Source organism: Pandoraea pnomenusa, from assembly GCF_000767615.3.
Taxonomy (GTDB): Bacteria; Pseudomonadota; Gammaproteobacteria; order Burkholderiales; family Burkholderiaceae; genus Pandoraea; species Pandoraea pnomenusa.
On the sequence record NZ_CP009553.3, the window covers coordinates 4,335,384 to 4,356,303 of the forward strand.

Genomic DNA, 20,920 nt, shown 5'->3' on the forward strand with positions numbered 1-20,920 from the left:
CATGTCGCGGATGTTACCGAGCCCATGTTGTCCGACGATGGGCCTGTCGGGCAATCCCCCCGTCAATTTTGCGTCCGCATACAGGCGCCATATGAAATCACAAATCACCAGCAAAAAGCCGGCAGCCGGATACCCGTCCTCCGTCAATGGCTCGCAGGGCACCCCCCCTCTTCCACGCCGAATCTCGAAAGTGCACCGCCGCAGCAAACGCCCGACCAGCCCCAATTTGAAATCCCGCAAACCGCCGGGCCGAATTCCCCAAACGCCGCCAAGCGGGAAAACGTCTGGAGTCGCAGCAAACCCGAAGTGAACTCTCAGCCGACATCGCCAGTGATCACCTCGGAGCAGCAACCTGCCGAGGAACACGCCGTCAGGCAGCAAGGGGCTGTCTGGAAACATAAGAAGCCGGATGATCTGTCGCAGCCAACGTCGCCCATCGTCACACAGCCGGAGCCACCGTCCGTACAGGACATACCCGTCGAACCCTCCCCGCCGGCGGGGCTCAAACCCTCCGCCGAGCCAGCAGCGCCGCCGGCGGAATCAGTGATGGCGACGCCCTCGCCCAACCCGAGCACTGCGGCAACGCCGACAACCGTGCCGTCGATTTCCCCCCCCGTGGAACAGGCAGCGCCGACTGTCTCACTGACGGGGGTCCAAACCGGTGTACCGGACATCGACCCGCCTGCCTTGTCCGCCACCCCGCTCAACACCACCGCGTCGGTCACGCCGCTCGTTGCCACGCCCATCCCGACAGGTCAGTATCACGAGGCCGAGAACCCATCCGAGCCGCGTACTTCGCACCGCGATGACCTTGAAACGGGAGTGCGGGACGTCGCCCGGAGTCACGCCGTTGCCGACGTTCAGGTCGGCGACGCAACAGCGCTGAATGAGCCCCCCGCGCTGGAGCAGCAGGCCAACTCGCCATCCGGTTGGCAGCTTGCGCTCACCATCGCTGCTCGCGGCGCTTTCGACGGCGTTTACACCGCGACAGGGAAAACATTCGGTGAACTGGCTGCCGCGGGCTGCTACATGCTCCCGGAGAATTCAGAAGTCCTCAAGTGGGTGAAGAATGTTCTCTGCGCGTGCCCTGCCATCGCCGGCGGAGGTCTGGGCGCAATTGCCGGCGCCTCGGTCGGGAAAAGAATGGATGAACGTTGGCGACTCGACAACCACGCTTTCGAGATCGTCGGCGGATCGCTTGGCCTCGTGGCAGGCGCAGGAATTGGCACATTGACGCCAGTGAGCTACGCATTGCGCGGCATGTCGCACACAGCTCAGTTGGCAGCGCTCGTCAGGTCGATCGTCTATCCGCTCGTGCGCGACCTGCTCACCGCGAGCACCTCTCGCGCGCTTGGCACCGTCCGCCCGCCCGACGACTTTGCGCGACGAGCCAAAATGACGCTGGTGGCGACGATATTCTATTTCGGGTTTTCGGTAGGGAGTAGCGCCGCGAACGCCGAACTGGGCAATGTATCCACAAGCTCATTCGAGCGATATATGCGGGAAGTCATGTCGCACGTCGGCGTCAGCGCCGGTGTCGAATTGCTCGACACGGTCGTGGGTACGGTGATACGTGCCATGTGGTGGGTTCCGTTTGTCGACCGCTTGGCGCACCAGCGCGCCCAAGGCGATCCAGTGCCCTTCTACTATCGGGAGCCCGATGTCTATCGCCCCCACCCCGACAGCGGGAGCACGATATCCCGCTGGCTCCGGAACCCCTTCACCGTTTCGACGCTGTTTTCAGGCGTGGCCCGTTATTTCGGCGTGAATCTGGTCCAAACCGTTCCATTACCTGAGCACTTCGATAATTTCCTGGTAAACCTCGGGGCGTCGGCGATCAATGGGGCAACGGAATTCCGGGGAATGTCAGCCCAGTGGCTCGAGAACAGCTTCGGCGAGCTCAGGGAAGCTCGCCCAGTGAATGCACGGCTTGAGCCAGCGCAGCCCCCCCTCGATACGGCTGACCTGGAAGCGAATGACATTCCCCTTCCGGCGCACAATACCGAGGCTACGGGGACTGACGCGCCCCAGCAACCAGCCGCGCACTGATGCCGGTTGCGACGGATCAAAGATCGATCACTTCATTGCATTGAGAATTCCGCCGGCATCGCGCACTCGGGGTGCCGGCATATGCCCGGAATACACAGGAGAAAAGATTGATGAGTACATCTCATTACACACGTGTCGTGGAAGCGTTCTGCACTTGCATCGGTCGAAGTGAGTCGTTCCCCACACTGCTGAAATCAGGTGAGATTGTCGTGGACGGCGTTGCGTTCTCGATTTCACAAGCCAACGTCGGCGAGATGGAGAGCGCGGTCATCATTTGCGATTTCGGTGACATTCCCGAGCACGCACAGGCGATCGTTCATCGGGAAATGTTGGAATCGAATGCGTATCTCTTCCATGGCCCCGGCGCGCCATGCTTCGCCATGTCACCTGAAACCGGTCGTGCGATATTCATGTTGCACATGGTGCTGGAGGAAGCCACTGGCGAGTCGTTGCGCGATTGCCTGTCCTATTTCGCTGCCGTGGCCAGTGAGTGGCAATCACGTGATTGGCAAACCGAGGCAGCCGACCGGCTGCGCATGCGCGTCATGCTCAACGAAATGGTGCGAGGCGTTTGACCCGGCGCGCTCGCCCGGGATAGGAACGCGAATACATATATCAGGCGGGCGCGAAGCTACTACCGTCCGCATTCTCAGCCGAATCATCAAGTTGTCTCAAAAAAACGGGGTCCTATTGTGTAGGACCCCGTTTTTTATTCTGACCTGTCAGTGTCCGAGATCATCGGACAGACGTCAGGGCAACGCCATCGTCACGATCTACCCTTGGACGTCCACGGCGATCGGCGACGTCACGGCCGGGCGAGAAACCGGCGCCTGCCGCGAATCGGACGCCGGGGTGCCGTAGGGCACCGGATCTGCCCACTGCTTGTTCATGGCATCCTGAACAGCAGCCAGGGTTTCCTTGGACACGATAGGATCCGAAAGACGGACAATCGCCTCTTCCAGCCTGAAGATCAGATTGTCGCGAACGCGCCGCGTCTCCTCACCACTCAGACGATCGAACCACACAGTGCCGTCCTCGTCGGTGATGTAGTCCACGCCGGCCTGGCGACTAATCTCGATCCGTGTGGACGCATCCGGCAATACCTTACCGCCTGCCAAATCGACCACTAACATGGTGAAACCAAACACGTACGGCGATTGATTGTCCGGGCCGCGCAGCAAGGCCATTGCAGTCGCGCGTATATCCAGCAACCTGGACTTCAGCTTGTCGGCTTGATTTTTCCGTTCCAGCATCAGCGAGTTGGAGGCCGTTCGAATCCGATCGATCTCCTCTTTCTCTTGCTGTGCGAGCGGCACGGTCGTTCGATACTCGTTGTTGATGCGGGAAATCTCGCCGCCGAGCTCGGCCGAAACCTGTCCGAAGGCAAGAAGGACGTTTCGCAATTCAGTTGCGCTGAGCGAGTTCACACTCACTTGCTCATCGCCCTTGGTGAAAAGGATCTCGCCCTTGCTGCTCACTGCAATTTGATACGGTGAGCGTCGATTGATGAGACCGAGCGTCTCGAAATGCATTTCGGCATTCGCCGTCCGGTCCGGAACAATCTTGCCCGCAGACACGCTCAGGGGTCCCACCTTCGCATTCGCTTCATCGAGTTGACGGCTGAGCTCCAAAGCTAATGTGGCATCCGGCTTCTTTGGCCTCCACACCGATGTGCCCTTGTTGGCCTGTTGGGCTTTTTCAACGAGCTTTCGGGCGTCATTGACCGCCACCTGGTATAGGATCGCGTCGTACAGGTGTTGTGTGTAGAGCTCGATCAGGGTGGGCCGGGCGAGTTCCTGCTTCGCAAGTTTGGCTCTCAATGCCACATTCTCACGCGCTCGCGCGACAATCTGCTTGTCAATTGACTGTCGCCGCGAAAGCGCAACGCGATCTCTGCCATCGATATGCCGGTCAAGCCGTTCTTCGTGCTCCGTGGCCCCATTCATCCATGCCTTGCCCAAGGCCTCCGAGATCTCCCGATTCAGCGCACGCTCACGCTGCAAGACAATCGCCGAAGACTCAGGAGTATTCCGGAACATCGCTTCAAGCTTCGGGTTTGGTGCCTCGTCCAGCCCATCGAGATATCTCTTTGCTATACCGGGCATGCTCGCATGCTCGTCGAACGCCGGCTGGCCGTATCGTCGGATGAACTCTTTCGTACGTGTCGGATCGTCGTCGATCTGAGATGGCTCAGTCGGCTCCATCGCCCGCGCTTCGTTAGCTACACGAACGTCCTCCTGACGTTTACGTGCGCCCAGATCGCGCTCGCGAATCTTGCCCATCTCGTTGAGCAGCGACAGGCCGCCCTTGACCAGCGGATCCCCATTCGAATCGCCACTTTCGCCCGCCGCTTCACTGCGTTGCAATGCAAGTACCTGCGCACGAATGCTATTCATCGCATCGGTGATGGTGCCGTTCTCCTGCCCGCCGCAAAGCAATCGCACCGCCTTGTCGAAGCTCGCTTCGTCCGAGGCAACGAACGCTGCCTTCAACGTAGCGAGCAATGGCTGACTGATGTCTGCATAGTCCGGCACATCCGAACTCGGAATCATCTGAAACTGCGTGAGCTCTGCAATGGCTTTCCCAATCTCGGAGGGACCAAGGCCTCGCTCGTGCATGGATCTCAGGCCAGTGGCAAGCCGGGTGAAAGCACCGGGAAGGCTCTCATAGTCGCGGGCGCATACCGCTCGCGAGAACTGATCGATGCCCTGGGCCAACCGAAAGTGCGCTTCGCGGGTTCGTGCTTCTGCGCGAAAGCCTTTCACGCCAATCGTGTCCATGACGCGATCAGCGAAGGACAAAATCTTCTGTTTCACGCGTTGTGCGATACTGGCGCGCGGCGTGTCGCAAGGCTTGCCCAACTCCGCCTTGTAGCGGAACGTTCTGAGTCCCGCATAGCGGGTATCACGCGCCCATTCGTGCTTGCGTCCGACATTCGAGTTGGCAATGACTGTCCCAGTCACTGGAGGGGCGGTTGTCGTGAGTGTCATTTCTTCGACTCCTTGTACATCTGGCTTGGCATTGCCAGCGATGGCAATGCGGATCAAACGTCGCCTTGTGCCAGATTCAGGGGCGACATCGGTGGGTTGGTGGTCAATTCGTACTTGAGCAGAGGCGGTGACTTCGGCTGGGACGCGACCATGCTCGCGTCCTCGTCACGCTTCTCGACCCACTGACAGGAAAGTCGCACATCGTCGTCGAGGCGTGCGTGTCCCTGGGCGTCAATGAGCAGCGATACCGACAAGACCAGCCAGCTATCGGCCGGCTCCAACTCGACCGGATCGGACATGGGGTCCGGCCCATCGATCCAGAGCGTCCTGCCGTTCTGGCAACGCTCGATCATATTCAGGCGCACGTCTCCGTTGGGCTCGCGCCTCAGGTGAATCGTGCTTTCCTGGTCTTCCACCCTGAAGCCCGACGGAAGGCATGGGTCTCCAGACTTTTCAAACGGCCACGTCTCTCTGCCTTTTCGCATCAACTCCCAGATCAGGCCGGTGAGCTCCTGGCCTGTGCTGCGGGCGACCATCCATGTCTGCCGCCGGTTTCCTCCCGTCAGTTCCAGAAGGTCGTGTCGCAGTTCATCAGGTTGGCGCGGACATTTCGGGGCATCGCCAATCCACACAGTGCGCCGGCCGACGTCAGCTACGACATCTACGGGAACGACGGGCCAGTTCATTTCGGGCACGTCTTTAGTCGCCTCTTGCCATTGGAGCTCGTCACGTTCGTTGAAATCAGCCATGCGTTCAGCCATGGCGACGGTCGTGCCCAGTGACCGGCTGAGCGTCACAACGCTGCTGTCGACGATGCCGATATTGAAGTACATGCCAAGCGCAGTGCGGGCGTCACCGGCCAGCGATCGCTGCACTTGTGAAAGATTCCGAAGTTGTCCTTTACCGGCATTCCCGGGCATCAGTACATGCGTGAAGGTATCAATGGCTTGCTGAAGCGCTTCGCGCCATACTTGCGGCAATTCGGAAGATTTCGAGCCATGCGCGGTCAGCGCTCGCAGCATGGGCAACCCCTCAGGGGACAAGGCGATCTTGCGCAGTTGCGCCGCGCATTCCCTCGAAATCTCGCCACTGGCGAGTGTCGCCAGCTCAGCCGACGTCGGCGGGCGCCGGCCCAGGCTGGCATAGCGGCCGGCCAGCCGATCGACTGCCACCTTGAGGTGATAGCAAACGTCAAGTATCTGGCGTCCTGTGCTCGCCTGACGGATGGATGTCAAATGCTTGGCAATACGGCGAACTCCCGCCTTGAACTCGTCGCGAATCGTACCTTCACGCGCGCTCTTCGCGCGCTGCGCCAGATCCACGATGCTCGTGGCGGTTTCGCCAAATCGAAGTGCCAATTCATCTGCATGCGAAGCCCACACGTCTATCTCCTCATCCTGGAGCTGTGCGGTTAGCGTTGCAGGATCGCCGGCCCCGCGGGACGCCCCAGCGGCCGCGGTCTGTCCGAAGGCCGTGCGGCTGGCTCCTCCGGACCCTGGCGACCAAACCATGATGTGCTCTTTTTCGATAGCGCGACGCAGTTGGCCCTCGGCAAGCCGGATGTCAGAAGTGAACTTCGGTGGTTCCAGGAGCGATATCTCACCCGAGCGGCGGATAACAAACGCGCAGTGCTCCGTGCGATAGGTTCCTTCTGTCTCCGTAGACAGGTCCGCCACGGGGTACCAGTCCGGGGTAACCAGGGACACCGATGAGCAATGCGTGCGGGCGTTGTATATCTTCACGACCATCTCCTGGTCGGACGATCGGAAGATTTCGTATTCCGTCTCGCGATCCCCCTGCCCCAGAATGGCATTCATGCCTCCCGGGCTCGGCGTCGGGACCGCAGAGAATATCTGCGCGCCCGTTTGTGTGGCAACAGCACTTACGCGGCGGGCCCACGCCGCATCGTTGTCGCACATCTCGATCAGATGCGCATTGCACGCGGCAAGACCATCGGCGCTCAAACGAATCGCATTGTCATTACTCGACGCATCCTGGGCGTTGGTAGTCCGTATGACCATCGTCGGACCCTGCACCTGCATGGTGGTGTTACCCAACGCGTCCCGTACGAAGATCGGGTGCAATCCAGGCGAGCGCGGATCGGGCGCAATCGTTGTGTCCCCCGCTTGTTGCGCGATGTTGGCAAGTAATTCGCCAAATGCCACGGGGTCGCACATTTGAGTGGTCGCAAGCCGCTCCACGACGTTGTCGGTCGTGACGACCGGACGCGCGCCCCACTTCTCGCCCATCGTGTAACACACCCTCGGTGAAAGGCCACGCACGAATCCTGCGAGATCACTCGCAGGAATGCCGCTCGACTGCGTGAGCACGTCGAACGCATCCGCAGCGGCGCGTAAGCCGGCGTGATCCGGATAGAGTCTCCGGATCAATGCAAAACATGTGTGGGCATGCGCGCCAGCGTCAATACGCGGCGTGCCTGCCAACAATTGCGAGATTGAAATTTGATTGAGCGAGACGAACTTACTAATGATCTCGCCCGATTTTTCGATGACGTCGAGCGAGTCCGGCGCCGTCAGCAAGCCCGGCGCATTCGGGCGTATCGCCGCAGTCAACGCCGCGAGCGGGGCCCGGAGATCGCCCCACACCTGCTTCTGGAGGTCTTCCAGCATGTCTTCGGCACGCTTCACCACGTCGGACCCGGGCAGGTCTCCTGCTTTAAGCACCTCTGTCACGCTGTTGACGCCATCGAATATCGTCTTCAGCGCGGTGGGGGGCAACTCCCGCGCGACGACGGGGCCGGCGACATTGGCCAGTTCCGTCAATCTAGCCAGGCGCGCGACCATGCCGGCTGACCGTGGCGTCAAATGTGCGACCCATTGCGCAAGCGTGCCAAGCCATTTCCAGCGCGCTGCCAGTTCGAGCTTGTGAATGACGGGGTTCAGTTCCCGCTCCTGCGCCGAGACGAGACCTTCGAGCCAGTAGGCGTGCACGTCGAGGCGCTGTGTCCGGCTCTCTGTGTGCGTGTCGTTGGGCATGGGAATCATTGGCCAGGTGGCCGGGTCCGCGACGCCCCCCATCCGCTCCGTCAGGACATGGCCGAGCGCCACACGCTCTTCGGAACTCAGGGCGCAAATCGCCGCCTTGAGTCTCGCGGCAAGCACGTCCCCGGCCTTCATGCCGGAACCAATGCGCGATGCGCACCGCGCCGCGTGCCGAATCATCCGATTCGCTGTGTCTTCGATCTGAAGTTTGACGTCGGCACCGGGAGTTCGGGTCAGCAAGAAGGTCAGCTTCCCGATGGCACGATCAACGTGCCGCCGTTCAGTTCGAGCATGGATCGAAGCGAGCGCCTCCCGCCCTCGGGGAATCGACTTCAGCAGCGCAAGGATTCGGCCCAGAAACGGTCTCACTTTCGCCGAGACGCCCGGCGACCGGCGACTGGCCCTGGGGCGGCCCGTTTGCGGCACTTGCGCGGTCGAGCGCGCCTGGTCGACGGGGGCCGGCCAACGCGCCAAGCTGCCTTTGGCGCTCACGGCGCGGAATTTCGCCAGGTGAACGTTAATGTGCGCCTTCATGCCGTCGGTCAAGGCGGCCATTTGAGTTCCTTTGTGGTCAGTCCGATTGTTTGGCTTCCAGCATTCGGCACAGAATCGCAGTAAAGTGACGGAGCCTGCGGAGTCGAGAAAAATGCGTCTGATTTGGTGCATATGTAACCTGCCATCCAGATCAGTTCCAACCCTAATACCGCGCCCACCGAGACAGGCGCATAAAGCCAATTGCCTTGTTTAGAGGGACTCGTCAAAATACGGAATATCTTTGCGATGACTTTCGCGGAATTGTTACCAATACTTGAGAATCCACTTGGAGAATCACGATGAATCTGCGCGGAAATCCTCTACAGGTACCCAATTCCGGGAAAAATCGCGCAACTTCGCACTACTCCCGCTTCAAAGTGCGAATGCTGTCTGACATGTACTTCCAGCCGCTCGTATCACTGAGAAAACGCGTTATTGATTCGCTCCCTCACCCCGATCTTTATGTTCCGGAAGTGGATGAGATTTCCTTCATCAATAACCATTGCGGCGCTGCGGGGGAGTCGATAGGCATCTTTTCGGGAGACGACCTCATCGCATACGCCATGCTCGGGTTGCCGGAAGACGAAGACGAAAGCACGTTTGCGCATGCCCTCAATATTGGATCGACGCCGTTGAACGAAACTGCGTACTTGAGCAGTTGCATGGTATTGCCAGGTTTCCGCGGTCACGGTCTTCAGCGGGCATTGATTTCGTCGCGGATGACGCTGGCGCGCATTCTGGGACGCGGGCGATGCATGGCCATCGTGTCGCCACACAATCACATCAGCCGCCAGAACCTTCTCGACTCGGGACTGCATCTCATTGGAACGCGGGACGTGGACGGCCACATGCGCCAGATCATGAGTTCGTTGCCAGGATCACCGCCGCATGATTGGCGCGACCTTGCCGAAGTCGACGCAAGCAACGTCGAGGCCCAGGCCGAGCTGGTGGAGCGAGGATTTCTCGGCTTCGCCCAGACCATGGCCAATGGAAATACGACACTGATCTTCGGTCGCTGCGCATCGGAATGACAAGGGATGGCCCGCCCGGGGGAATTGGAACGCAAGTTTGCGGATGGTTACTTAATTGAGCGATAAGGAATGGCTTCCTGCGAAGCCGTTCACGATGCTCACTCAAAGAAAGCCTCCACTCCCATGCGCACCAATACCGATTCGTCGCAAACGCGTCGTACATATGAGCCGCTCATCGAGCTCAAGCCGTTCAGGAATGGCCATCCCGATCCTGAAACATCGCTGACCTTCGAATCCTGCAGTCAGGTTCCGGCAGCAGGCAAACGTATCGGCGGCGTCCTGGGCGCGATGCGTCATACCGTGACCGCGACGCGCAACCTCCTGCGTCGGTTCATGAGACTCGTCACTCCGCAGTCGACAGTACGCAGCGTGCGAAAGGTCTGCGAGTACTGTGCGCGCACGGACGTTCCGACGAAAGACATTTATTCGCACCTCAAGCACTTGAGGCGGTCGACAGCCCCAATCTGGCCGGTCATAGCCACAGATCGGTTCGTGGCGATGCCTGACGCATCATTTGCAGCGTTGGGATTCGTTCTGATGATGCACGGGGAGGAATGGCAAATTCATCAGTGGTTCCGCTTGGGCAAGGATCGGAATTTCGATTCCATGCCGCTCAGCCTTGCTTGCCTTAACGGGATCATCGAGGCGGCGGTGTTGGCCAAGCTGCAAGTTGGAGAGCCCCCCCGGCTCTCGTCTGATGACTACGTTATCGACGCAAGCGCTTTGGAGAGAACGCGACGGCTTTCCGAGGTGGATATCAGTCCCCTCAGCGAGTATTTCAGCACGAGAGGGACCACGGCGCCCCCCGCGCGAGAGGTAACGGGCGATTGGCGCGATCATGCGTCGTTCCGCTCATGATTTGCCGTGAAGATTGCGTCCGGCCATCACGACCTGCGAGAAACGGAACACGACGCGACGCAAATGTTACATAACAGGTGCGACGTGCACCGTCGAATTCCACGAGTGCAGCGCAAACCTTTAGCTTTACCTTTCCGCAGGGTAATCCGATGACTAGCGCCAAGGCACCGAATTCAATCAGGACGTCCAACATCCGCAATCTCGCGTCGAAACGAGTGTCGCGGTGCCATATTCGACAGACACGCAGTGGGACATTCCGGTCAGCGCAACTCGCCGGGCTGAATCGGCTGACACCGCGCGCCGTCGCGCGAACAGGCCAACACCGCGCACACTGGCCCGTATCGCTGTTGCGGCGCCTGATCTGGCTGGTCACACCAAAGTCCGAGGCGCGCAATCTGCGCAAGATTGCGGAATACACACGCCGCGGCAATGTGGCGACTTGCGACATATATTTTCATGCGAAAGATCTCGCATCCAGGACAGCGCCCGTTGCCGTCGAACATGCGCGCAATGGCACCGGATCCGGGTCGCCCTGGTCGGATAGCGCCCGGAATGCGCTCTCAAACCTGCCCGACGCGTCGTTTGCCACCCTGGGGCGCGCCCTGATATCGCACGGCACCAAGCAAGAAATTGAAGCGTGGATTGACCTCGCACGGGAAAAGCTCCTCTCGCACCACGGCGACGGCGACAGCCGTTCCGGTGAAGCGGCCAATATCTCGAGCGTCACGATGGGTACGCATGCGGAAACGCTGCGCTGTCTGATCGACTTGGAAGAGCAGATCCACCTCGCGCGAAACCGCGCCTCGCCCGACGCTGTTGGCGGCGGGGCAGATCCGATCTCGTCACTGGACGAAGCGGGGCGAAATTTGGCGCCCCCAACCCGAGCCGACGTGATCGCGACGCTCGATCTGTGGCGCCTGGAGGCGAGCATTCCCGACGCTCCCGGCGAAAGTTTGGCGTCCAGTGCCCAGTTGGCACTTCTCCATGCCGAACCAAAAATGAACTGGTGATGCTGAGTGCCCCCCGCCGATATGGCCGACGGTGAAGCAAGTGACGGGGAGCACCCCGTCGCACCTGCAAAGGCCTCCCCCAAACGCGTCAGTCACGCGCCGACGTGCGCCCCAGCCCCGTGACCGCCTGCAGGATCGCCACACGCGCCTGACCGAGGATTTGCCCCTGCCATACCGGGTCGTCGAAGCAGAACGCCTGTTGCACCGCGTTTCGTATCGACGACGCCTGTGCCGCGGGCGCTTCCGGGTGCTGCTTCAACCAGGCGTCGGCGCGCAGCATGTGCAGCATGTCGATGAGCGGCACCGTGCCGTATTCGATGGCCATGGCGGTAATCTGAGCGTCCGGTCGCGCGCTGCGCAGGGTATCGAGCAAAGGGCCCCCGACATTCGACGCCACCGTCGTGCCGTCCACGGGACTGGCCAGGTCGGCGCCCCACCACGCGCGGGCGCGGGACAGTTCCTCGGCGTCCAGCGCGCCCACGCAGATCTTCTCGCCGTGTCCCGGCGGCCCGAGCCCGGTGTGGAAGTCGATCCATCCGATCGCGTCGCAGTGCTTCGCGTGCGTCTCGATGAGCGTGCGCATCAGACGTGTGCTCCACACGGGGCTGCGCCCGCCGTAGAACAGACCGTCGGCGAAGGCGTACTGCCCAACCGTCAGCGCCCGCTGATAGGCCGCTTCCCCATGCGTCGCAATGTAGTCCGAGATTGCCCGCGCGTTGTCGTCGTCGGGCGGCCAGGTCCGGGGCACCAGCAGCGCGTGCAGGTCGGCGTACGCGTCGTTGACCGGAAGCGGTTGCGAGAAGTCGATGCTGTTGCGGTTCAGGTCGACGTTGTCCTCGTTGGTGCGCGACAGCCACGAGAAGCCGTACGGATTGATGGCATGTACCACGAGGATGGCCACGTTCCCCGCGTCGAGACGCGACTTCAGACCTTCATCGCCCAGCAGCGCGATCTGCGCCGCGCTACCACAGAAGCCCTCGACGCCATGCGTGCCGGAGGTCAGGATCAGCATTCGCCTGGCGCGCGCCGGCCCCAGGCGCACGACATCAGTCGCCAGCGCTTCGCCTTCACGGCCGGTAATGCCGGGGATGATGTGGCTCGTCACCTCGGCGCCGGCCGTACGGGCCGCCGTCGCGAAGCGCTCGCGCGCCTGACGATAGCTCTCCGAAAACACGGCGGTGGTCATAGCGCGTCGCCCGAGAGGAAGGCCTCGGTCAGCCGTACCCAATACGTCGCCCCCAGGGTGAGCACCTCGTCGTTGAAGTCGTAGCTGGTGTTGTGGAGCATGCAGGGGCCGAGTCCGTGACCATGCGCGCGATGGTCGCCCGTGCCATTGCCGATATAGGCGTAACACCCGGGGCGCTCCAGCAGGAAGAACGAGAAGTCTTCCGCGCCCATCGTCGGATCGATCGGATCGACGACGTGGTCGCGGCCCACGATCTCCCGCATCACGTTCGTCGCGAACTGCGTCTCGGCGGCGGTATTGACCGTCGGCGGGTAATTGCGGATGAATGAGAACTCGACCGTACAGCCGTAAGCGGCGGCGGTGGACTCACAGAACTCGCGCATGCGCGTCTCGACGAGATCGAGCACGTCGAGGGAGAAAGTGCGCACGGTACCGGCCAGCGTGGCGGTGTTCGGGATCACGTTGATCGCCTCGCCCGCCTGCATCTGGGTGATGGAGAGCACGGCGGCGTCGATCGGGCGCTTGTTGCGCGTCATGATGCTTTGCAGGCCGGTGCCGATCTGCATGGCGGTGAGTACCGGATCGATACCGTTGTGCGGCATGGCGGCGTGCGCGCCGGTGCCTCTGACGACGATGCGGAACTCGTTGCTCGACGCCTGCGTTGCGCCGACACGGGCCCCGAAGCTGCCGGCGGCGAGTCCTGGCCAGTTGTGCAGGGCGAACACGGCGTCGACCGGAAATTTTTCGAACAGACCGTCGTCGAGCATGGCTTTGGCGCCGCCCCCGCCCTCCTCCGCGGGCTGGAAGATGAAGACGACGGTGCCGTCGAACGTGCGGTGTTGGGCCAGATGCTGAGCGGCGCCGAGCAGCATGGCGGTATGACCGTCATGGCCGCAGGCATGCATCTTCCCTGCGAACTTCGACGCGTGTTCGAACGTGTTGAGTTCCTGAATCGGCAGCGCGTCCATGTCGGCGCGCAGACCGATGACCTTCTTCGCGGAGCCGTTGCGCAGCACGCCTACGACACCCGTCTTCCCCAGTCCTCGCGTGACTTCGATGCCCCACGATTCGAGCAGTTTCGCCACGATATCCGACGTGCGGGCTTCCTCGTAGCGAAGTTCCGGGTGGGCATGAATGTCGCGTCGGATGGCTTGCAGTTCGGCCGAGCGTTCGGCGATTTCGGGAATGATGGACATGGATTGCGTCTCTTGATGGGTGCCCCCGGTGAGCGATGCCGCGACGTGGACGTCGACGGTCACGCCATTGGACAAGGGGCGGGTTGGGGAGGTGTTGGCCGGGCGCGTCGGCGCGAAGGCGCCGACGACCCTGGAAAGCGGCGTGCTACGGAATTACAGCAGCGGCTGGCGCGAGCGGTCCTGAAGCATCAGGATCGTGATCAACCCCACGGCGGCGCCGAACAGGCCGTAGTAGACCACCGCGAGCTTGTCGCCCGTCCATCCGATCAGCAGCGTGGCGATGGCCCCGGCGAAGCCGCCGAAGATCATGACGGCGAAGTTGTAGCCGATGGCCATGGAGGTAGCGCGGACCCGCGAGGGGAAGAGTTCACACACGAACGCGCAATACGAACCCTGGAAGAGACCCAGCGAGAGCATCAGGCAGCATTGCACGAAGATCAGCATCGGCAGCGTTGGCACGTGGCTCACGGCGAGGAACAGCGGATACGCGATGATCAGACTGATGAGCGCGGAGGCGGTCATCGGCTTCTTGCGACCTATCGCGTCGGAGATGCGACCTGAGGCGAACGTGCCGACGATGTAGGCGACGGCGGCGCACAGCGATGCAATCACACTGCTCTTGAAGGGGATGCCCAGCGACTTCGTGGCGTAGCTCGGCATGTAGTAGTAGAAGATATACGTTCCGATGGTGCCATACACCGTGAGGCCGAACCCGGCGATCACCTGACGCCAGTGCAGAGTGATCGATTCGAAGAACGGGGAGCGCTTTTCGGCGGGCTTGTGGCGAGCGTCCTTGAATACGGGCGATTCTTCGAGACGCGAGCGCACGTAGAGCCCGACCGGGACAATCAGCAGACCGATGACGAACGGAATGCGCCAGCCGTACGCGTCGATCTGCTCGGGCGTGAGTGCCTGGGTAATACCAACGGAGACGATGGCGCCGAGAAGCATGCTGCACGCCTGCGCGATCATCTGAAAGCTGCCGTAAACGCCGCGACGCTCGACCGGCGCGTGTTCCACGAGGAATGCGGTGGCGCTGCCGACTTCGCCGCCTGCGGAGAAGCCCTGGAGGAATCGACCGATGAGCATGAGCACCGGCGCGGCCATGCCGATTTGCGCGTAGGTGGGGGCGAACGCGATCACGGCAACGCCGAGGGCCATGACGGAGATGGTCACGAGCAGCGCGGCCTTCCGGCCGTGCCTGTCGGCGTAGGCGCCCAGGACGATGCCGCCCAGCGGACGCGTCAGGAAGCCGACACCGAAGGTCGTCCACGCGGCGAGCAGTGCGGCCGTCGGGTTATCGCTGGGGAAGAACTGGCGGGCGATATTGGCGGCAAAGAACGTGAAGACGGTGAAATCGAACCATTCGAGCGCATTGCCGATGGTCGACACGGCGATGACGCCGACATCGATGCGCTTTCCCGATCGCTCGGGGATCGCGGGGTTTGCGGCGCTGTCGCGCCCGACCGAAACTTCCATGGGGATACTCCTCTTCTGTGAAGTACTTTGGGTGTTCGTGGCAAGCCGACCGCACTCGCTTCGCCCCATTCTGCTTGTGCCAAAAAACCAATAAAAGCTAGAATTTGTGATCCGTCATCGCAATTTTTCTGATGAATCGAGGACGAGAATTCGGGATGAATACGAGGCGGAGCGGGGCCATGTGGGGGCCGATAGCCGATGGCGAGTCGACGGTGGGCGCGCGGTGAGTGCCTGGCGTGTCTTTCGGCGAGGGAGCTGCCTTTGCGATGCGCGTGGACGGCGCGGCGGAGGCGGGCGTCGGCGGTGAATGTCGAGCGATAACGGTGAGCGGTGAGTCATTCATGAGCAATCTTCGATTTATGAGGACGTTTGCGGCGGTCGCGAGATATGGATCGTTCGCTTCGGCAGCCGAACATCTGGCGATGACGCAATCGGCGGTAAGTATGCAAATGCGGGCGTTGGAGGAGGAGTTTGATCATCCGCTGTTCGATCGCGCGGGACGCTCGGTGGCGCTCAACGCCATGGGACGGGTTTTGCTGCCGCATGCAGAGAAGCTGCTTGCGCAGTATCAGACGATGCGCGCGTTGGCGGCCGGCATCGAATCGACGGCGGGCCCGGTGACGATTGGCGCGGTGGAATCGGCGGTCAGTGCGCTGGCACCGGCCGTGTCGTTGATCAAGCAGGCACAACCTCGCCTGGAGATCCTGATACAGACGGCGCGCTCGATTGGACTGACGGCCATGCTGGACGCCGGGGAGATTGATTGTGCAGTGCTGGTCGAGCCATCGGGACGGCGTCCGGCCGGCGTGCGATGGACGCCGTTGTACAGGGAGCCGTTGGTACTGCTGGCCTCGTCGGCATTGAGGACGGTGTCGGTGACGAAGCTGCTGGAGACGGAACGGTTTCTCCGTTTTGACCGGTCACAGCGCACGGGAGCGCTGATCGATCGCGCGGTGCGACGTCAACATGTGAAAGTCAATGACTTTCTGGAGTTGTCGTCAATCGAGGGGATCGTGGCTTTGGTTCGGCAACGCGTCGGCGTGGCCGTCGTTCCGATGCTGCGCAGCGCGACATGGGCAGAGGAAGATTCGCTACGCGTGATCCCGCTGCCCGGCGTGACGGAGCAACGAAGCATCGGCTTGTTGGAACGCATACGCCACGACAAGAGCGGAATCACCGCGACGATCGCGCAACAGGTGATGGCGCAGGGGTGATCGGGCCTGTCAGTAATTTCGTGTTCAAGGCATATGATGCTCCCAAGGAGAATGTATGCCTCGCAAACCGAAAGCCCCGCTGGCAGAGCTGCCGGCAATTCCCGCCGAGCTGCTTGAGCAGTTCGGCAATGGTGCGATGACGGCCGAAGCCATCAATGCCGCGACCATGGCGCTCAAGAAGGCGCTCATCGAACGCGCGCTGGGCGGCGAGATGAACCACCATCTCGGCTACCCGGCCGGCGGGGCCAAACCGGCCAACGTCACCAATCAGCGCAACGGCCGAGGTGCCAAGACGGTGCTGACTGAGGACGGCCCGATGCGCATCGAGGTGCCCCGCGACCGTGACGGCAGCTTCGAGCCGCTGCTGATTCCCAAGCACGAACGCCGCTTCACGGGCTTCGACGACAAGATTGTCGCCATGTATGCCCGAGGCATGACTGTGCGCGAGATTCAGGGCTTCCTGCTGGAGCAGTACGGCACCGAGGTCTCACCCGACTTCATCAGTTCCGTGACCGACGAGGTGATGGCCGAGGTCACTGCCTGGCAGGCCCGGGCGCTGGAGCCGATGTATCCGGTCGTGTTCTTCGACGCGCTGCGGGTCAAGATTCGCGAAGACGCCGTGGTGCGTAACAAGGCTGTCTATCTGGCACTGGGCGTGTTGCCTGACGGCTCACGCGACATCCTGGGCCTGTGGATCGAGAACACCGAAGGTGCCAAGTTCTGGATGAAAGTGTTCAACGACCTGAAAACGCGTGGGATCAATGACATCCTGATCGCCGTGACCGACGGCCTCAAAGGCATGCCTGAAGCCCTGGCCGCCGTGTTTCCGGCAACGACGCTGCAAACCTGCATCGTCCATCTGATCCGCAACAGCCTCGACTACGCGAGCTGGAAGGATCGCAAGGGTCTGGCTGCCGCGCTCAAACCGATCTACACCGCGCCCAGCGCCGAGGCGGCCCAGGCCGAATTGGATGCGTTTGCCCACGGGCCTTGGGGCCAGAAATTCCCAACTGTGAGCACGTCGTGGCGCAATGCCTGGGATCGCGTGATTCCGTTCTTTGCGTTTCCACCGGACATCCGCAAGGTTATATACACTACGAACGCCATCGAGAATATCAACTCGCAACTGCGCAAGATCATCAAGACGCGAGGTCACTTCCCGACGGATGATGCAGCGACGAAACTCATTTGGCTGGCACTGCGCAATATCACCGCTGATTGGGGGCGTGCAGCCAAAGACTGGAAAGCGGCCATGAACCAATTCGCTATCCTCTACGCCGATCGTTTCGTGCGACCGTCCGTGTGATTCCCAACCCGCCTTGAACACGGAATTTCTGACACCCTCCGCCACCTCCATAGCCGGCTCGAATTCCAAATACATTCCCATTAAGTTGCCTTCGGACAAATCACATGCTTGATTTGAAGTTCACCTTCGTTTTCACGAACCAACCATCCGAACTTTTCCAGCGCGATTATTTGACCACATACAAAGCATCGATCAGGCCAACCATTAGCTCGCCAATTAGCGAGATCTCGAAATTCCGCTCCTTGCGCATGCGCTGTCCACTCAACCCTTGACATACCTAGCGCTTCGTGTGCTGGCAAAGCTCCGAGAGGATCGGATAGAACATCACTGCAAATGTCGTCTGCCTCCTCATCTGTGATAACTCCGTTATAAAGATCCTTCAACAGGTCGATTTTTTTCATGATTTAGCGATTATTTAGCTTACGTCCTGGAACGGCTGGCTTATAGATTTCACCACTGACAGGATCCATCGATCCAATGTGCTCGCCGCGCTTGTTGTACACCTCGATGTCGTTGTGTGTGTAGTCCCATTCAAAGTAGCGTTTGCCATCCGTTTTGACGCTATTTCCCGCACTTCGAAGCTCCTTCCATACAGGACTTTCGCCCTTATTGGGATTGGATTGACGATCACTTGTCTCGTCTCGGCCACTATCCAGCATGACGTTATCGGGAACGTATCCCGGCATGCCCATCCCTGATGCAGACTCCGCTCCTCGCATACCGTTCACCAGCACGGTTCCCGGGTTACTCGTAGGCGGCCTCCCACCACCAGCCCCCCAACCGCCGTCCATCCGTTCGCGACGCCTTCAGCAATCAGTTGTTCCGGTGGCTCGGACATCTTCCGCTTGGCGTGGGCATTCATCAAATCGACGAATTGATTCCTTGCAACCTCCATCACGGGATTCCCTGGCAAAGCGGGCATTAGCAAGGACAGAAGGATGTTCAGTGTGCTCAGCACCCCGCCCTTCACCGCATCGGCGGTATGCTCAGGACTTCCGGCGTCGTTATTGATCGCCTGATTCTGCGCCCAGAACGCGCCGGCATTGGGGTCCGCTCCTGCAAGACCCGCGAACATGCTTCCCGCCAGGCTCGAAAGCGTAGATAGCGCTGCCAGATGCCCTGCGTCAAGCGGCGCCCCCGACGAGTCGATCGCCTTGATAAAGTCCGGGATGAAGGCGGCACTGACCGCCCCTCCAATCACACCGCCCGCGCACCCGTTTCCGGATGCAGCACTACCGATGCATCCCAACGCCGCATGGGCCACAACTGAAATAATGTTCCGGCCGGCACCTTCGCCGAATACTTCACCAACCTTGGCCTCACCGATCTGGAACGCCAATGCCGCGCCGAGATTATTAATCCCACTCGCCTTCAATGCGTCAAGGAAGCTCCCTCCCTGAATCGTTGACTGCACCCCCGCTTGAATGGCTGATTGCGCCAGTATCGCCACGCCCTGCGAGAGTAGCTTGTCGGCGGTAGTCGCAACCGCATTGCTTGCCGTTCCCGCCACATAGCTAGGATTGACCCCAGCCAAGCTGCTTAGGCTGTTGCCCGCGCCACCTACATCGGCAAAGCCGAGGCCATACTCGTTCGAGTACGTCATGCCGTTGAGCAAGCCCGCCGTAATCGCACTCGACAACCCGCTTGTCATCACCGAGCCGAAATCGATCGACCCCGTCATCACCAACTGCGAGAACGCCGAGCTCGTCATCGCGGTCATCGCTGCGCTTAGCGCGATGTTGCCAAGACCCGTGACCATGCCTCGATTTCGCGTACAGCAGGAATTTTGTTAGTTTCCTGTTTGTACGGAGGATTGCATGTCAGAGAAGTCAGTGCCGAAAAGGCAATACACGAACGAGTTCAAGGTTGAGGCCATCAGGCTTGCCGAAACAGTCGGGCAGCATGAAGCGGCGCGCAGGCTCGGGGTGCCAGTGGCAACGTTAGGGAACTGGAGTCGGCGTAGCCGCAGTTTCGAAGGCGGTATCGAGACGAGTGGTCGTGACGTGAGCGCTGCACGTGTTACGCGCCCGATCAGCGAGTTGGAGGCAGAGAACAGCCGGCTGCGCAAGGAACTCGCCAGCGCAAAACTGGATATTGAAATTCTCTCAAAAGCGACGGCGTACTTCGCGAAGGGGTCGCGGTGAAGTACGCCTGGATCGACGATCACCGCGACCAGTACAGTATCACCCGTCTATGCCAGATTCTGGGCGTTTCACGCAGCGGATATTGCCAGTGGCGCGTTCGCCCACCCAGCGCGAGGGCGCAAGCGAACGCGGCCCTGGATGTGGAAGTCGCGGCGATCCACCGCAAGCATCGTGGCACCTATGGCCGCTCCCGCATCGTGCGTCAATTGCGAGCCCAGGGTCGCACGGCGAGCGAGGAGCGTGTGCGACGTAGCTTGCGACGTCAGGACTTGCGCCCGGTCTACAGGCGTGCCTATCGGGTCACGACGGACTCGGCGCACAGCCTGCCCGTAGCGCCGAACCTGCTCGATCGTCGTTTCAACGGATGGCAGCCTGATCGTGCCTGGGTTAGCGACATCACGTTTGTCAGGACCGGCGAAGGCTGGCTGTATCTCGCAGCGATACTCGATCTGGCGAGCCGACGCGTAGTGGGCTGGTCAATGTCCGAACGCATCGACGCCGAGCTTGTTTGCCAGGCACTGCGCAGCGCGTGCTGGCAACGCAAACCGGCGCCAGGACTGCTGTTACATTCCGACAGAGGGGCCCAGTATGCAAGCCGGGCATACCAAAAGCTGGCTGCCGGATACAAGGCAACGATCTCTATGAGCCGTCGTGCCAATGCGTGGGACAACGCCCCTATGGAAAGCTTCTTTAAGACCCTGAAAGTCGAGAGAATCTATGAGGTCCACTACGAAACTCGAGCGCAGGCTCGTTTGGATATCGTCGACTGGATCGAGGGCTATTACAATCGAGAGCGTTTGCACACCTCTATAGGATTTCTTACCCCTGTCGACTACGAGGCCGCGTTGATCGCAGCATGATCTACTGTACGTGGAAACGAGGCAGGGTCAAGCGACTGCCGCCTCATCCTTCCATCCCTCG

General features: G+C 60.8%; 17 protein-coding genes. 9 read left to right on the forward strand and 8 right to left on the reverse strand.

Features of this window, described 5'->3' with window-relative positions; genetic code table 11:
• The first annotated feature begins 24 nt into the window (after positions 1–24).
• Positions 25–2,049 (forward strand): hypothetical protein, encoded by a 2,025-nt coding sequence (locus LV28_RS43340; protein ID WP_147291605.1) that lies wholly within the window; start codon positions 25–27, stop codon positions 2,047–2,049.
• Between the two features lie 209 nt (positions 2,050–2,258).
• Positions 2,259–2,624 (forward strand): CesT family type III secretion system chaperone, encoded by a 366-nt coding sequence (locus tag LV28_RS43345; protein WP_038620108.1) that lies wholly within the window; start codon positions 2,259–2,261, stop codon positions 2,622–2,624.
• A gap of 198 nt (positions 2,625–2,822) precedes the next feature.
• Here LV28_RS43345 and LV28_RS43350 read toward each other — a convergent pair whose 3' ends face one another.
• Together LV28_RS43350 and LV28_RS43355 are read right to left on the reverse strand one after the other, a co-directional pair.
• The gene (locus LV28_RS43350) at positions 2,823–5,096 is read right to left on the reverse strand and encodes a hypothetical protein (RefSeq protein WP_147291604.1); all 2,274 of its coding nucleotides are present in this window, start codon (positions 5,094–5,096) and stop codon (positions 2,823–2,825) included.
• On the reverse strand, positions 5,093–8,596 hold the full coding sequence (locus LV28_RS43355; RefSeq protein WP_023597407.1) for a hypothetical protein: 3,504 nt from the start codon (positions 8,594–8,596) through the stop codon (positions 5,093–5,095). The genes LV28_RS43350 and LV28_RS43355 overlap by 4 nt, the downstream gene beginning before the upstream one ends.
• Positions 8,597–8,874: 278 nt before the next feature.
• Between LV28_RS43355 and LV28_RS48870 the strand changes: the two genes are divergently transcribed.
• The 3 genes from LV28_RS48870 (at position 8,875) to LV28_RS43370 (ending at position 11,474) form a co-directional block, all read left to right on the forward strand.
• Positions 8,875–9,606: a GNAT family N-acetyltransferase gene (locus LV28_RS48870; protein WP_115344480.1), complete on the forward strand. Its 732-nt coding sequence runs from the start codon at positions 8,875–8,877 to the stop codon at positions 9,604–9,606.
• A gap of 123 nt (positions 9,607–9,729) precedes the next feature.
• Positions 9,730–10,464, forward strand: a complete 735-nt coding sequence (locus LV28_RS43365) for a hypothetical protein (RefSeq protein WP_147291603.1) — start codon at positions 9,730–9,732, stop codon at positions 10,462–10,464.
• Between the two features lie 149 nt (positions 10,465–10,613).
• Positions 10,614–11,474, forward strand: a complete 861-nt coding sequence (locus LV28_RS43370; protein WP_147291602.1) for a hypothetical protein — start codon at positions 10,614–10,616, stop codon at positions 11,472–11,474.
• 88 nt (positions 11,475–11,562) lie between these two features.
• Here the strand turns inward: LV28_RS43370 and LV28_RS43375 are convergent, their stop codons facing one another.
• The 3 genes from LV28_RS43375 to LV28_RS43385 form a co-directional block, all read right to left on the reverse strand.
• Positions 11,563–12,660, reverse strand: coding sequence for a M14 family metallopeptidase (locus LV28_RS43375; RefSeq protein WP_038620093.1), 1,098 nt, complete (start codon positions 12,658–12,660; stop codon positions 11,563–11,565).
• Positions 12,657–13,856: a M20 aminoacylase family protein gene (locus tag LV28_RS43380; protein ID WP_038622121.1), complete on the reverse strand. Its 1,200-nt coding sequence runs from the start codon at positions 13,854–13,856 to the stop codon at positions 12,657–12,659. The genes LV28_RS43375 and LV28_RS43380 overlap by 4 nt, the downstream gene beginning before the upstream one ends.
• Positions 13,857–14,009: 153 nt before the next feature.
• Positions 14,010–15,335 carry an MFS transporter gene (locus LV28_RS43385; protein ID WP_038620090.1) on the reverse strand — a complete coding sequence of 442 codons (1,326 nt, stop codon included), beginning with the start codon at positions 15,333–15,335 and terminating at the stop codon, positions 14,010–14,012.
• Positions 15,336–15,676: 341 nt separating this feature from the next.
• On the opposite strand from LV28_RS43385, the gene LV28_RS43390 reads away from it, so the two are divergent.
• Together LV28_RS43390 and LV28_RS43395 are read left to right on the forward strand one after the other, a co-directional pair.
• Complete coding sequence (locus LV28_RS43390; RefSeq protein ID WP_038620087.1) at positions 15,677–16,549, forward strand: LysR family transcriptional regulator; 873 nt, start codon at positions 15,677–15,679, stop codon at positions 16,547–16,549.
• A gap of 55 nt (positions 16,550–16,604) precedes the next feature.
• Entirely contained in the window at positions 16,605–17,855 is a 1,251-nt protein-coding gene (locus LV28_RS43395) for an IS256 family transposase (protein ID WP_038620084.1), read from the forward strand.
• A gap of 80 nt (positions 17,856–17,935) precedes the next feature.
• On the opposite strand, the gene LV28_RS48875 is transcribed toward LV28_RS43395, so the two are convergent.
• The 3 genes from LV28_RS48875 to LV28_RS43400 are packed head-to-tail and all read right to left on the reverse strand — an operon-like array spanning position 17,936 to position 19,614.
• Positions 17,936–18,256: a hypothetical protein gene (locus LV28_RS48875; protein WP_147291601.1), complete on the reverse strand. Its 321-nt coding sequence runs from the start codon at positions 18,254–18,256 to the stop codon at positions 17,936–17,938.
• A 3-nt stretch (positions 18,257–18,259) separates the two neighbouring features.
• Positions 18,260–18,589 (reverse strand): colicin E3/pyocin S6 family cytotoxin, encoded by a 330-nt coding sequence (locus LV28_RS48505; RefSeq protein WP_196759336.1) that lies wholly within the window; start codon positions 18,587–18,589, stop codon positions 18,260–18,262.
• Positions 18,580–19,614 (reverse strand): DUF637 domain-containing protein, encoded by a 1,035-nt coding sequence (locus LV28_RS43400; RefSeq protein WP_038620081.1) that lies wholly within the window; start codon positions 19,612–19,614, stop codon positions 18,580–18,582. Before LV28_RS43400 ends, LV28_RS48505 begins: the two co-directional genes overlap by 10 nt.
• Positions 19,615–19,672: 58 nt before the next feature.
• On the opposite strand from LV28_RS43400, the gene LV28_RS49615 reads away from it, so the two are divergent.
• Both LV28_RS49615 and LV28_RS43410 read left to right on the forward strand, forming a co-directional pair.
• Positions 19,673–19,999, forward strand: a complete 327-nt coding sequence (locus LV28_RS49615; protein ID WP_023597417.1) for an IS3 family transposase — start codon at positions 19,673–19,675, stop codon at positions 19,997–19,999.
• Positions 19,996–20,859, forward strand: a complete 864-nt coding sequence (locus tag LV28_RS43410; RefSeq protein ID WP_025249651.1) for an IS3 family transposase — start codon at positions 19,996–19,998, stop codon at positions 20,857–20,859. Before LV28_RS49615 ends, LV28_RS43410 begins: the two co-directional genes overlap by 4 nt.
• Positions 20,860–20,920: the final 61 nt, after the last annotated feature.